This window comes from Mesorhizobium qingshengii (assembly GCF_027563465.1).
Classification (GTDB): Bacteria; Pseudomonadota; Alphaproteobacteria; order Rhizobiales; family Rhizobiaceae; genus Mesorhizobium; species Mesorhizobium qingshengii_A.
Window position 1 is genome coordinate 85,828 of the sequence record NZ_JAPFQA010000007.1, and the last position, 13,085, is coordinate 98,912.

A 13,085-nucleotide genomic window follows, 5' to 3' on the forward strand; every position below is an offset into this window, starting at 1 on the left:
ATATCAGCGATACGGCGAGTCCAGCGAGATGTTGCGCGCCAGTTCGCGCTCCCACCGGTCGCCATTCGCCAACAGCCTGTCCTTGTCGTAGTAGAGTTCCTCGCGCGTCTCCGTCGCGAATTCGAAATTCGGCCCTTCGACGATGGCGTCGACCGGGCAGGCCTCCTGGCAGAAGCCGCAATAGATGCACTTCACCATGTCGATGTCGTAACGCACCGTGCGGCGCGTGCCGTCATTGCGGCGCGGGCCGGCCTCGATGGTGATCGCTTGGGCCGGGCAGATCGCCTCGCACAATTTGCAGGCAATGCAACGTTCCTCGCCGTTGGGGTAGCGGCGCAAGGCGTGCTCGCCACGAAAGCGCGGGCTGGTCGGCCCCTTCTCGTGCGGATAGTTGATCGTTTCCTTTGGCGCGAAGAACTGGCGCATCGACAGGAAGAAGGCGCTGACGAAATCCTGCAGCAGCAGCGATTTTGCGGCCTGGGACAGAGCGGACATCACGCAAACCCCGTGATCTTGAGGAAGGCTGCGGTGGCGACCACCATGAACAGCGAAATCGGCAGGAACACTTTCCAGCCGAGCCGCATCAGCTGGTCGTAGCGGTAGCGCGGCACGAACGCCTTCACCATGGAGATGCCGAAGAACACGAAGCAGACTTTCAGCACGAACCAGATGACGCCCGGCACCCAGGTGAACGGCGCGAAGTCGAAGGGCGGCAGCCAGCCGCCGAGGAACAGGATGGTGGCCAGCGCACACATCAGCACGATGGCGACATACTCGCCGAGGAAGAACAGCAGGAACGGCGTCGATGAATATTCGACCATGTGGCCGGCGACCAGTTCCGATTCGGCTTCGACAAGGTCGAAAGGCGGGCGATTCGTCTCGGCCAGCGCCGAGATGAAGAAGATGATGAACATCGGGAACAATGCCAGCCAGTTCCAGTCGAGGAAGGTGTTGGGCAGGCCAAGCCGCGTGCCGAGCCCGTCATGCTGCGACAGCACGATGTCGGACAGGTTGAGCGAGCCGGCGGTGAGCAGCACGGTGACGATGACGAAGCCAATCGAGACTTCGTAGGACACCATCTGCGCCGCGGAACGCAGCGCGCCGAGGAATGGATATTTCGAATTGGACGCCCAGCCGCCCATGATCACGCCATAGACCTCGAGCGAGGAGATGGCGAAAACATAAAGAATGCCGACATTGATGTTGGCGATCGCCCAGCCCTGACTGACCGGAATGACCGCCCAGGCCGAGATCGCCAGCACCGCGGACACCAGCGGTGCCAGCAGGAAGACGCCCTTGTTGGCGCCGGACGGGATGATCGGTTCCTTGAAGACGAACTTCAGCAGGTCGGCGAAGGCTTGCAGCGTGCCCCAGGGGCCGACGACGTTCGGACCGCGGCGCAGCTGCACCGCCGCCCATATCTTGCGGTCGGCGTAGAGGATGTAGGCGACGAAGACCAGCAGCACGACGATCAGCACGACCGACTTGAGAAGGATCAGCAGCGCCGGCAGCACGTAGAAGGAGAAGAAGGTGTCCATGCTTATTCCGCCGCCTGCTTGAAGCCGCTCTTGGCCAGCGCCGAGCATTCCGCCATCACGGCCGATGCCCGCGCGATCGGGTTGGTCAGGTAGAAATCCTTGACCGGCGAGGTGAAGGTGCCCTTGTTCAGCCGCCCGCCGAGCTTCGCCACCCTGGCGATGTCCTCGGCATTGCCGGCCGCGACCTGGTCGATGCGGGCCAGATGCGGATACTCGCCGTAGAGCTTGGCGCGCAGCTGCGGCAGCGAATCGAACGGCAGCTTCTTGCCCAGCACATCCGACAGCGCCCTGACGATCGCCCAGTCTTCGCGGGCATCGCCGGGTGCGAAGCCAGCGCGGTTGGTCTGCTGCACGCGGCCTTCGGTGTTGACATAAGTGCCCGACTTTTCGGTGTAGGCAGCGCCCGGCAGGATGACGTTGGCGCGGTGCGCTCCGGCGTCGCCATGGGTGCCGATATAGACCACGAAGGCGCCACCGGTCTTGCCCATGTCGATCTCGTCGGCGCCGAGCAGGAACAGCACGTCCATCTCGCCCAGCATGCCGGCAACGCTCTTGCCGCCCTCGCCCGGCACGAAGCCGAGATCAAGACCGCCGACGCGCCCAGCCGCGTTGTGCAGCACGGCAAAGCCGTTCCAGTCCGCCCTTGCGGCGTTGACGGCCGTGCTAAGCTTCGCCGCCTGGCCGAGCACGGCGGCACCATCGGCGCGTGCCAACGCGCCCTGGCCGACGATGATCAGCGGATGCGTCGCCTTCTTCAGCGTCTGGAAGAACTTGCCATTGCCGTCGGCCAGATCCTTGAGCGAATCCGGCCCGGCACCCAGCTGTTCATACTCGTAGCGCGTGTCGCCGATATCGCCGATGACGCCGACCGGCAGGTTGCCAACCCGCCAGCGCTTGCGGATGCGGGCATTGAGCACGGAGGCTTCATAGCGCGGATTGGCGCCGATGATCAGCACCGCGTCGGCCTGCTCGATGCCTTCGATGGTCGGGTTGAAGATGTAGCTGGCCCGGCCGAGCGCCGGATCGAGTGCCGCCCCGTCCTGACGACAGTCGGTGTTCTTCGAACCAAGCGAAGCCATCAGCAGCTTCAGCGCGTAGATTTCCTCGACCGCGGCGAGATCGCCGGATATGGCGCCGATCTTGTCGGGTGCCGCCTTCGATACCGCGTCCTTGATCGCCGAAAAAGCCTCGGCCCAGCTCGCGGGAACCAGCTTGCCGTCCTTGCGCACATAGGGGCGGTCGAGGCGCTGCGTGCGCAGACCGTCCCAGATGAAGCGGGTCTTGTCGGAGATCCACTCCTCGTTCACCTGCTCGTTAACGCGCGGCAGGATGCGCATCACTTCGCGGCCCCGGCTGTCGACACGGATCGCCGAGCCGACGGCGTCCATCACGTCGATGGATTCGGTCTTGCTCAGCTCCCACGGCCGCGCCTGGAAGGCGAACGGCTTCGAGGTCAGCGCGCCGACGGGGCAAAGGTCGATGACGTTGCCCTGCAGCTCCGAGGTCATCGCCTGTTCGAGGTAGGTGGTGATCTCGGCATCCTCGCCGCGGCCGATCAGGCCGAGCTCGGAGATGCCGGCGACCTCGGTGGTGAAGCGGACGCAGCGCGTGCAATGGATGCAGCGGTTCATCACCGTCTTGACCAACGGGCCGATATACTTGTCTTCGACAGCGCGCTTGTTCTCTTTATAGCGCGAGGAATCGACGCCAAAGGCCATCGCCTGGTCCTGCAGGTCGCACTCGCCGCCCTGGTCGCAGATCGGGCAATCCAGCGGATGGTTGATCAGCAGGAATTCCATCACGCCTTCGCGGGCCTTCTTGACCATCGGCGTGTTGGTGAAGATTTCCGGCGGCTCGCCATTTGGGCCGGGACGCAGGTCGCGCACGCCCATGGCGCAGGAGGCCTGCGGCTTGGGCGGCCCGCCCTTCACCTCGACCAGGCACATGCGGCAGTTGCCGGCGATCGACAGCCGCTCATGGAAGCAGAAGCGCGGCACTTCCGCGCCTGCGTCCTCGGCCGCCTGCAGCAGCGTATAGTGGTCGGGTACAGTGATCTCTTTCCCGTCGACCTTGAGCTTTGCCATTCGCCTCAAACCCCTGCGGATTTCCCGCAATCTCTTTTTCCGGGCGCGATCGAAACCGCGTCCCGCATTTCATTCACTTCTTGACGGCGAGCGCCGCCGCCTGGGCAGTCCAATCGTCGCGGCCGATGCGGCCGGAGAGCGACAGATAGTCCTCGACCCAGGCAACCTCTTCCTGCGTCCATGCCGCGATCTGGGCATACGTCCAGATGCCGAGGCCGTTCAGCACCTTCTCCAGCTTCGGGCCGACGCCCGATATCGCCTTGAGGTCCGACGGCTTCGCCGGCTTGTCCATGGCCTTGGGCTGCCTGTAATCCTCCGGCATCAACCCGGCCGGAACCGCGCCCGCCATTGGGCCGGCATCGACGACTGGCGCCGTGTCGGCTGCCTCCCTGGCGACCATGTCGGTCACATCCTGCGCGAAGGACTGGGCTTCGGCGATCAAGGTCTTGGTCGCCGCGCGCGCCTTGGAGTCGTTTCTTTCCATCTCCGACAAGCGCTCGGTGCGCGCCTCGAAGTCGTCGACAATCGGCTGCAGCAGCCGCTGCGAGGCTTCGGCCGCGCCCGAAAGCGCGCCCATCCAGACGCCGAAAGCGTGGTTGGCGAGCCCAATGCCGAGCGCCGACATGGCCGCAACGCCAGCGACAGGGTGCGCGAGAAGGTTGACGGCGCTCGCCATCTCCTTCGGCATCATCCTGGTCAGGTCCTGGTTCATCTTCTCGAGCTGGTCCAAATTGGGCATCAATGGGTGGGGTGTCGAATACGGCGCCATAGATATCTCCTGGTCGTTTGTTCGTTCGCCCGCCCCGGCTTTCTCGCTTCAGGCTTTCGCCCGCATTCCCGAATTCGTCTATTCCGCCGCCACCATCACCGGCTCGGCCCGATGCGCGTTGCGCGAAAACTCGTCGATCCGCCGCTCCACCTCGCCGCGGAAATGCCGCATCAGGCCCTGGATCGGCCAGGCCGCCGCGTCGCCCAGCGCGCAGATCGTGTGGCCTTCGACCTGCTTGGTGACGTCGAGCAGCATGTCGATCTCGCGCTTCTGCGCCTCACCGCGCACCAGCCGCTCCATAACCCGCCACATCCAGCCGGTGCCTTCGCGGCACGGCGTGCACTGGCCGCAGCTCTCATGCTTGTAGAAATAGGAAAGCCGCGCGATCGCCTTCACGACATCGGTCGACTTGTCCATGACAATGACAGCCGCCGTGCCGAGGCCGGACTTGAGGTCGCGCAACGCGTCGAAATCCATCGGCGTGTCGATGATCTGCTCGGCCGGCACCAGCGGCACCGAGGCGCCGCCCGGGATGACCGCGAGCAGATTGTCCCAGCCGCCGCGAATGCCGCCGCAATGCGTCTCGATCAGCTCGCGGAACGGGATCGACATCGCCTCTTCGACGGTGCACGGGTTGTTGACGTGGCCGGAGACGCAGAACAGCTTGGTGCCGACATTGTTCGGCCGGCCGAAGGACGAGAACCAGGCGGCCCCGCGACGCAGGATAGTCGGCGCCACCGCGATCGATTCGACATTGTTGACGGTGGTCGGGCAGCCATAGAGGCCGACATTGGCCGGGAATGGCGGCTTCAGCCGGGGCTGGCCCTTCTTGCCTTCCAGGCTTTCGAGCAGCGCCGTCTCCTCGCCGCAGATATAGGCGCCGGCGCCGTGATGCATGTAGATGTCGAAGTCGTAGCCGGACGTGTTGTTCTTGCCGATCAGCTTGGCTTCGTAAGCCTCGTCGATGGCCCGCTGCAGTGCCTCGCGCTCGCGGATGAACTCGCCGCGCACATAGATGTAGGCGGCAATCGCGCCCATCGCGAAACCGGCGAGCAGCGCACCCTCGACCAGCGTGTGCGGATCATTGCGCAGGATGTCGCGGTCCTTGCAGGTGCCGGGCTCGGATTCGTCGGCATTGATGACGAGGTAGCTCGGCCGGCCGTCGCTCTGCTTGGGCATGAACGACCATTTCAGGCCCGTCGGGAAGCCGGCGCCGCCGCGTCCGCGCAGGCCAGACGCCTTCATCTCGTTGACGATCCAGTCGCGCCCCTTGGCAACGATGCCGGGCGTGTTGTCCCAGGCGCCGCGCGCCATCGCGCCGGCCAGCGACTTGTCGAAGAGGCCGTAGATGTTGGTGAAGATACGGTCTTTGTCCTGGAGCATTTTTCGTCCCTCAGACCGGCTTCTTGCCGAAGACGCGGATGTATTCGGCGACGCCACCCTTGGCGAGCGCCTTGGCCTGCTTGACCCAGTCGTCGCGCTCGATACGGCCTTGGAAAGAGAGGTAGCCATCCACCCACTCGCGCTCGGCCTTCTTCCACGACGCGACCTGCGCGAAGGTGAAGATGCCCAGCGTATGCAGGATGCCCTCGATCTTCGGGCCTACGCCGGAGATCAGCTTGAGATCGTCGACCAGCGCCGGTCTGTCTACACCAGCCGGACGGTTCTTGTCTTCCAGCGACGGCTTGGCCGCAGCCTTCGCGGCTGGCGCCTTGGTTTCCGGGGCCTTGTAAGCAGCGGCAGGCTCGGCCTTGGTCTTGGGACCGTTGCGCTGCTTGGAGACCTGCTCGACCTCTGGAGCGGACGTGTTGGCATTGGCGGCCGAATGCAGCGGTGCGGCCACACTCGCCGCCTTTTCAGCCGCCGGCGCGACCTTGGTCTTTGATGGCGTCTTCAAGGCCGGGCTGGTTTCAGGAGCATCCGTCTTCGGCTTGCTGGCATTCGAAGGCGCCACCGGTGCGGCTGCGGCCGAAGCGGTGGCAGCAGCTGGCGCCGCGTCCTTGGCGGCCTTGGTGGCTGCCTTGGCTTCCTTGTCGCGGGTCGACTTGAGGATCGCCTTTTCGCTCTTCAACGTCGTCAGGCCAGAGGCCGGCTCCGAGCCGGTGCGGCCGTTCTGTGGTCCCGGAGCCACCGAGGCACCCTTGCCGGCGCCGTAGAGATCGATGATTTCGGCAAGCCGTTCCGGCGTCAGATCCTCGAATGTGTCCTTGAAGATCATCACCATCGGCGCGTTGACGCAGGCGCCGAGGCATTCGACCTCTTCCCACGACAAGGTGCCCTTGTCGTTGGTGTGGAACTGGTCGTGATGGATCTTCGTGCGGCACACATCCATCAGCGCTTCGGAGCCGCGCAGCATGCAGGGCGTGGTTCCGCAGACCTGGATATGGGCGCGCGTGCCGACCGGGTTCAGCTGATACTGCGTGTAGAAAGTCGCGACCTCGAGCCCGCGAATCCGAGGCATGCCGAGCATGTCCGAAATCGTCTCGATCGCCGCCTTCGTCACCCAGCCTTCCTGCTCCTGCGCCAGCATCAGCAGCGGGATGATCGCAGACTGCTCACGGCCCTTCGGGTACTTCTTGATCCATTGCTTCGCCGCTGCCGCGTTCGCCCGGTTGAAGGCGAAGGAGGCTGGCTGGACACTGGCTTCTGCGAGACGGCGGACTGACATTTAGCGATCGACCTCACCAAACACGATGTCGAGGGAGCCGAGAACGGCGGTGACGTCGGCCAGCATGTGGCCGCGGCAGAGGAAATCCATGGCTTGCAGATGCGCGAAGCCTGGCGCGCGCAGCTTGCAGCGGTAGGGCTTGTTGGAGCCGTCGGAGACCAGATAGACGCCGAACTCGCCCTTCGGCGCCTCGACGGCGGCATAGACCTCGCCGGCCGGCACGCGGTAGCCCTCGGTGTAGAGCTTGAAATGATGGATCAGCGCTTCCATCGAGCGCTTCATCGCCACACGCTTCGGCGGCACGACCTTGCCGTCGAGGTTCGAAACCGGGCCGGTGCTTTCCTTGCCGAGCAAAAGATCGACGCACTGGCGCATGATCTTGGCCGACTGGCGCATTTCTTCCATGCGCACGAGGTAGCGGTCGAAGCAGTCGCCGTTCTTGCCGATCGGAATGTCGAAGTCCATTTCCGAATAGCATTCGTAGGGCTGCGACTTGCGCAGGTCCCAAGGGGCGCCCGAACCACGCACCATGACGCCCGAAAAGCCCCAGGCCCAGGCATCGGCCAGCGAAACGATGCCGATATCGACATTGCGCTGCTTGAAGATGCGATTGCCGGTCAAAAGCGCGTCGAGGTCGTCGATCGACTTCAGGAATGGGTCGATCCACTTGCCGATGTCCTCGACCAGCTTCTGCGGCAGGTCCTGGTGGACGCCGCCGGGACGGAAATAGGCGGCGTGCATGCGCGAGCCGGAGGCGCGCTCATAGAACACCATCAGCTTTTCGCGCTCGACGAAGCCCCACAGCGGCGGCGTCAGCGCACCGACGTCCATCGCCTGCGTCGTCACATTGAGGATGTGCGACATGATGCGGCCGATTTCGCAGTAGAGCACGCGGATCAGCTGGCCGCGCTTCGGCACTTCGATGCCGAGCAGACGCTCGGCCGCCAGCGCGAAGGCATGCTCCTGGTTCATCGGCGCGCAATAATCGAGCCGGTCAAGATAGGGCACCGCCTGCAGATAGGTCTTGGCCTCGATCAGCTTTTCCGTACCGCGATGCAGCAGCCCGATATGCGGATCGACACGATCGACGACTTCGCCGTCGAGCTCCAGCACGAGGCGCAAAACGCCATGCGCCGCCGGATGTTGCGGACCGAAATTGATGTTGAAGTTGCGGACGGAGGTTTCAGCCATTCTGGCGCCTCAATTCGTCTTGGCTTTTTCATCGCCCGGCAGGACGTAATCCGTCCCTTCCCATGGCGAGAGAAAATCGAAATTGCGGAATTCCTGCTTGAGCTCGACCGGCTCGTAGATGACGCGCTTGGACTCGTCGTCGTAGCGCACCTCGACGAAGCCGGTGAGCGGGAAATCCTTGCGCAGCGGATGGCCTTCGAAACCGTAATCGGTCAACAGGCGGCGCAGGTCGGGATGGCCCGAGAACAGCACCCCATAGAGATCGTAGGTCTCGCGCTCGAACCAGTCGGCGCCGGGATAGACGCCGGTGATCGACGGCACCATCGTCTCCTCGTCGGCCTGCACCTTGACCCGGATGCGCACATTCTGCTTCGGCGACAACAGGTGATAGACGACATCGAAGCGCTTGGCCCGCGACGGATAGTCGGCGCCGCAGACGTCGATGATCGAGATGAACTGGCAGCGCGCATCGTCGCGCAGGAAGGTCATCACCTCGACCAGGTCGCGCGGCTCGACATGGACGGTGAGTTCGCCATAGGCGATCGCCGTGTCATTCACGCGGCCGATCAGCTTCTCGCCGAGATAGGTCGACAGTTCGCTCAGGGATGCGGTCATGGATTTACCGTTCGATCGTGCCGGTGCGGCGGATCTTCTTCTGCAGCAGAAGAATGCCGTAGAGCAGCGCTTCGGCGCTCGGCGGACAGCCGGGCACATAGATGTCGACCGGCACGATGCGGTCGCAGCCGCGCACCACCGAATAGGAATAATGGTAGTAGCCGCCGCCATTGGCGCAGGAGCCCATCGAAATAACGTAGCGCGGCTCCGGCATCTGGTCGTAGACCTTGCGCAGCGCCGGCGCCATCTTGTTGGTCAGCGTACCGGCGACTATCATGATGTCGGACTGGCGCGGAGACGCGCGCGGCGCGACACCGAACCGCTCCGAATCGTAGCGCGGCATCGAGGTGTGGATCATCTCGACCGCGCAGCAGGCAAGGCCGAAGGTCATGAACATCAGCGAGCCGCTGCGCGCCCAGGTGATCAGCGCCTCGGTCGAGGTGACGAGAAAGCCCTTGTCGGCCAGCTCGTTGTTGATCTCGAGGAAAAAGGGATCGTCCTCCCCAACCGGCCTGCCGGTGTTGGGATCGATCAGGCCCTTGGGCTTCGGCGCGATGAGCGTGCCGGAACTGTCGTTCAATCCCATTCCAGCGCTCCTTTTTTCCATTCATAGGCAAAGCCGATGGTCAGCACCGCCAAAAAGACCATCATCGACCAGAAACCGAGCATGCCGATCTTCGAGAACGACACCGCCCAGGGAAACAGGAAGGCGACTTCCAGATCGAAGATGATGAACAGGATCGACACCAGGTAGAAACGGATGTCGAATTTCATGCGGGCGTCGTCGAACGAGTTGAAGCCGCACTCGTAGGCGGATAGCTTTTCGGGATCGGGATTGCGGTAGGCCACCAGGAAGGGTGCGGCCAGCAGCGCCAGGCCGACAACCAGCGCCACGCCGATGAACAGGACGATGGGCAGGTACGAACTGATAAGTGCGTTCATGCAGCGGCTTTCCGTTGGCGCCAATCCATTCTGATTACAGCACCGGACCCTAATGCGGAAGCGTGACAGTTTAACCGCTGAACCGTTTTAAGGGCCTATGCTGCAACGCGGCGAGGGTTAGCGCAGCACTTCCGGCGAAGCAAGTCAAACCTTGTTCAAAACGTGGTGCTGGATGGCATATACGGGGAAACTGGTCCGATCCGCTCCTGTTTGATTTCCTTCATTTTTTACTCCACTTTTCTCTCCTGACATGGTTGCCGCCAAATCCCTGCTAGCATGGGCTGGAATCACCCATCGGACCCTCGGCTGAAACGCCCTCAGAGTAATACCTGCATGAAGGAAAATATCTCGCTCGCCACAGCCCGGCGTATCGCACTCGCCGCTCAGGGTTTTCTCGATCCCCGCCCAAATGGCACGCCCGACCGCCGCCACTTCGCCCGCGTGCTTGCCCGCACCGGCTTGCTGCAGATCGATTCCGTCAGCGCTGTCGTGCGCGCTCATTATATGCCGCTCTATTCGCGCCTTGGCCCCTACCCGCTCGCTCTGCTGGACAACGCCGCCGTGACCCGCAAGCGCACGGTCTTCGAATATTGGGCGCATGAGGCCTCATTCCTGCCGGTCGAGACCTACCCGCTGATGCGCTGGCGCATGCAGCGGGCCGAACGCGGCGACGAGATGTATTCGGGCCTGGCCAAATGGGGCCGCGAGCACGCCGCCTATATAGAAGAGATCTACCGTGCGGTCCTCGAGCGCGGCCCGATCGCCGCTTCGGCACTGGAAGGCCAGAAAGGCTCGGGCGGCTGGTGGGGCTGGAGCCATGCCAAGCACGCCTTCGAATGGCTGTTCTGGGCCGGCCGCATCACCACTGCGCACCGCCGTGGCTTCGAGCGCTTCTATGACCTGCCCGAGCGCGTGCTGCCGCAGGCGATCCTCGATCTGCCGGTGCCGGCCGCCGAGGACGCACACCGCGAACTGCTGCGCATTTCCGCTCGTGCCCATGGCATCGCGACATCAGGCGATTTGCGCGACTATTTCCGCCTGTCGCCGGCCGACATGAAGGGCCGGCTGGAGGAGCTGGTTGAAACGGGCGAGTTGCTGCCGGTGCGTGTCCAAGGCTGGGACAAGCCGGCTTACCTTCACAAGGATGCCCGCATCCCCCGAAAAATCGAGGCGCGCGCGCTGCTGGCGCCGTTCGATCCGGTCGTCTTCGAGCGCGCGCGCACCGAGCGGCTGTTCGATTTCCGCTACCGCATCGAGATCTACACGCCGGCAGACAAGCGCCAATACGGCTACTATGTCCTGCCGTTCCTGCTCGGCGACAGGATCGTCGCCCGCGTCGACCTCAAGGCTGACCGGCCGGCAAGCATACTGCGCGTCCATGCCGCTTATGCGGAACCAGGCGCGCCGCCGCAAACCGCCGCCGAACTGTTCGAAGAGCTGAAGCAGATGCAGGGCTGGCTAGGCCTCGAACGCATCGAAGTGACGCCGGCGGGCGACCTCGGACAGCCACTTGCCGACATTGCCGCGTCGTAGACGTGCGTTGACACGGCTGTCCCTACAAGCCTAAATCCGGTCCAGACGGTCTCCTCTCGGCAAAGGGAGGAGCCAAGAGGGAATGCGGTGCGGGATCGCAAGATTTCAAATCCGCGGCTGTCCCCGCAACTGTAAGCGACGAGCCTGGGCCGAAAACCACTGGGATGTTCCCGGGAAGGCGGCACCCGAGGCGATGACCCGCGAGCCAGGAGACCTGCCGTCTGAGAGATAAAGAATCCGATCGCCTGGCGGGTTTTCCGGGCAAGGAGCCTGATTTGGAACGCGACAGCAGTTTTTCGGCTGAGACAGCGGACATATTGTCCGGTGACGCCTTGACCGGCGTTACCGTGATCGTCTGCGCCTCCTGTCGCGACGAAACCGGTTCCGACGCCCATCCCCGTGCCGGCGAGATGCTCGCGCAGGACACGCGCCGCGCCGCCTCTGGCGAAGATATCCGCATCCGCAGCGTCGAATGCCTCGGCAATTGCAAGCGCCGGCTGAGCGCCGCGATCCTGCGCGACGGCTGCTGGAGTTACGTCTTCGGCGACCTGACCACGACCAGCGGCGCCGACCTCATCACCGGCGCGAAACTCTTCGCCACCTCGACGGATGGCCTCATCCCATGGCGAGGCCGTCCCGATTCCCTCAAGCGCGGCCTCGTGGCCCGCATTCCTCCCCTCGACACGCTGAAGGACCAGATATGACAGCCTCCGTCTCCCGCGTTCCCTGCACTGTCGTCACCGGCTTCCTCGGCGCCGGCAAGACGACGCTGATCCGCCATCTCCTGGAAAACGCCGGCGGCAAGCGTATCGCCATCATCGTCAACGAGTTCGGCGACATCGGCATCGACGGCGAGATCCTGAAGGGCTGCGGCATCGACACCTGCCCGGAGGAAAACATCGTCGAATTGGCCAATGGCTGCATCTGCTGCACCGTCGCCGACGATTTCGTGCCGGCGCTCGACCAGATCCTGTCGCTGACGCCGAAGGTGGACCACATCCTGATCGAGACCTCCGGCCTGGCTTTGCCCAAGCCGCTGGTCCAGGCCTTCCAGTGGCCGTCGGTCAAGAGCCGCGTGACCGTCGATGGCGTCATCGCGGTGGTCGACGGCCCGGCGCTGGCCGAAGGCCGCGTCGCCAACGACATGGACGCCTTGCAGGCGCAGCGCGCCAAGGACGAGACGCTCGACCACGACGACCCGGTCGAGGAAGTGTTCGAGGACCAGATCGCCTGCGCTGACCTCATCATCCTGTCGAAAAGCGACCTGATGGACGCCGCCGGTTCGGCCCGCGCCAACGCCATCGTCAACGAGCACGCCGCCCGTGCCGTGAAAATCCTGCCGGCGTCTCACGGCAAGGTCGATCCCTCCATACTGCTCGGGCTCGGTCTCGCCGTCGAGGACGACATCGAGAACCGCAAGTCCCATCATGACGGTGCATTCGACCACGAGCATGACGACTTCGATACGTTCATCGTCGACATTCCCTCGATTGCCAATCCGGACGAGCTGGCCAAGCGCGTCGCCACCGCTGCCGAGGAAGAAAACGTGCTGCGCGTGAAAGGTTTCGTCGAGGTCGGCGGCAAGCCGATGCGGCTTTTGCTTCAGGCCGTCGGGCCGCGCGTCAATCACTACTATGACCGCGCCTGGACCGTCGCGGACGACCGCCGCTCGCGCCTCGTCGTCATCGGCCTGAAGGGGCTGAACCGCCCGGCGATCGAGCGTATCCTCGCCGGCTGATTTCGGA

General features: G+C 63.8%; 13 protein-coding genes and 1 riboswitch. Of the genes, 3 read left to right on the plus strand and 10 right to left on the minus strand.

Features of this window, described 5'->3' with window-relative positions; all coding sequences use genetic code 11:
* Positions 1–3: 3 nt before the first annotated feature.
* From nuoI to OOJ09_RS17385, 10 genes are all read right to left on the minus strand, one after another.
* Positions 4–495, minus strand: a complete 492-nt coding sequence (gene nuoI, locus OOJ09_RS17340; protein ID WP_013531098.1) for an NADH-quinone oxidoreductase subunit NuoI — start codon at positions 493–495, stop codon at positions 4–6.
* Complete coding sequence (gene nuoH, locus OOJ09_RS17345; protein ID WP_269906345.1) at positions 495–1,538, minus strand: NADH-quinone oxidoreductase subunit NuoH; 1,044 nt, start codon at positions 1,536–1,538, stop codon at positions 495–497. The genes nuoI and nuoH overlap by 1 nt, the downstream gene beginning before the upstream one ends.
* Before the next feature lie 2 nt (positions 1,539–1,540).
* Complete coding sequence (gene nuoG, locus OOJ09_RS17350) at positions 1,541–3,622, minus strand: NADH-quinone oxidoreductase subunit NuoG (protein WP_269906346.1); 2,082 nt, start codon at positions 3,620–3,622, stop codon at positions 1,541–1,543.
* Between the two features lie 73 nt (positions 3,623–3,695).
* Positions 3,696–4,391, minus strand: a complete 696-nt coding sequence (locus OOJ09_RS17355) for an NADH-ubiquinone dehydrogenase (RefSeq protein WP_269906347.1) — start codon at positions 4,389–4,391, stop codon at positions 3,696–3,698.
* Positions 4,392–4,469: 78 nt separating this feature from the next.
* A complete protein-coding gene (gene nuoF, locus OOJ09_RS17360) occupies positions 4,470–5,774 on the minus strand; it encodes an NADH-quinone oxidoreductase subunit NuoF (protein ID WP_091575553.1) in 1,305 nt (434 codons plus the stop codon).
* A gap of 10 nt (positions 5,775–5,784) precedes the next feature.
* The gene (locus tag OOJ09_RS17365; protein WP_269906348.1) at positions 5,785–7,059 is read right to left on the minus strand and encodes an NADH-quinone oxidoreductase subunit E; all 1,275 of its coding nucleotides are present in this window, start codon (positions 7,057–7,059) and stop codon (positions 5,785–5,787) included.
* Positions 7,060–8,250: an NADH-quinone oxidoreductase subunit D gene (locus OOJ09_RS17370; RefSeq protein WP_269906349.1), complete on the minus strand. Its 1,191-nt coding sequence runs from the start codon at positions 8,248–8,250 to the stop codon at positions 7,060–7,062.
* Positions 8,251–8,259: 9 nt separating this feature from the next.
* On the minus strand, positions 8,260–8,865 hold the full coding sequence (locus tag OOJ09_RS17375; protein WP_269906350.1) for an NADH-quinone oxidoreductase subunit C: 606 nt from the start codon (positions 8,863–8,865) through the stop codon (positions 8,260–8,262).
* Positions 8,866–8,869: 4 nt separating this feature from the next.
* The gene (locus tag OOJ09_RS17380; RefSeq protein WP_091575557.1) at positions 8,870–9,451 is read right to left on the minus strand and encodes a NuoB/complex I 20 kDa subunit family protein; all 582 of its coding nucleotides are present in this window, start codon (positions 9,449–9,451) and stop codon (positions 8,870–8,872) included.
* Complete coding sequence (locus tag OOJ09_RS17385) at positions 9,442–9,807, minus strand: NADH-quinone oxidoreductase subunit A (RefSeq protein ID WP_269906351.1); 366 nt, start codon at positions 9,805–9,807, stop codon at positions 9,442–9,444. Before OOJ09_RS17385 ends, OOJ09_RS17380 begins: the two co-directional genes overlap by 10 nt.
* A 333-nt stretch (positions 9,808–10,140) precedes the next feature.
* Between OOJ09_RS17385 and OOJ09_RS17390 the strand changes: the two genes are divergently transcribed.
* From OOJ09_RS17390 to cobW, 3 genes are all read left to right on the plus strand, one after another.
* A complete protein-coding gene (locus OOJ09_RS17390; RefSeq protein ID WP_269906352.1) occupies positions 10,141–11,340 on the plus strand; it encodes a winged helix-turn-helix domain-containing protein in 1,200 nt (399 codons plus the stop codon).
* Positions 11,341–11,369: 29 nt separating this feature from the next.
* Positions 11,370–11,577: riboswitch (cobalamin riboswitch) on the plus strand.
* 38 nt (positions 11,578–11,615) lie between these two features.
* Positions 11,616–12,044: a DUF1636 family protein gene (locus OOJ09_RS17395; RefSeq protein WP_269906353.1), complete on the plus strand. Its 429-nt coding sequence runs from the start codon at positions 11,616–11,618 to the stop codon at positions 12,042–12,044.
* Entirely contained in the window at positions 12,041–13,078 is a 1,038-nt protein-coding gene (cobW, locus tag OOJ09_RS17400) for a cobalamin biosynthesis protein CobW (protein ID WP_269906354.1), read from the plus strand. The genes OOJ09_RS17395 and cobW overlap by 4 nt, the downstream gene beginning before the upstream one ends.
* Positions 13,079–13,085: the final 7 nt, after the last annotated feature.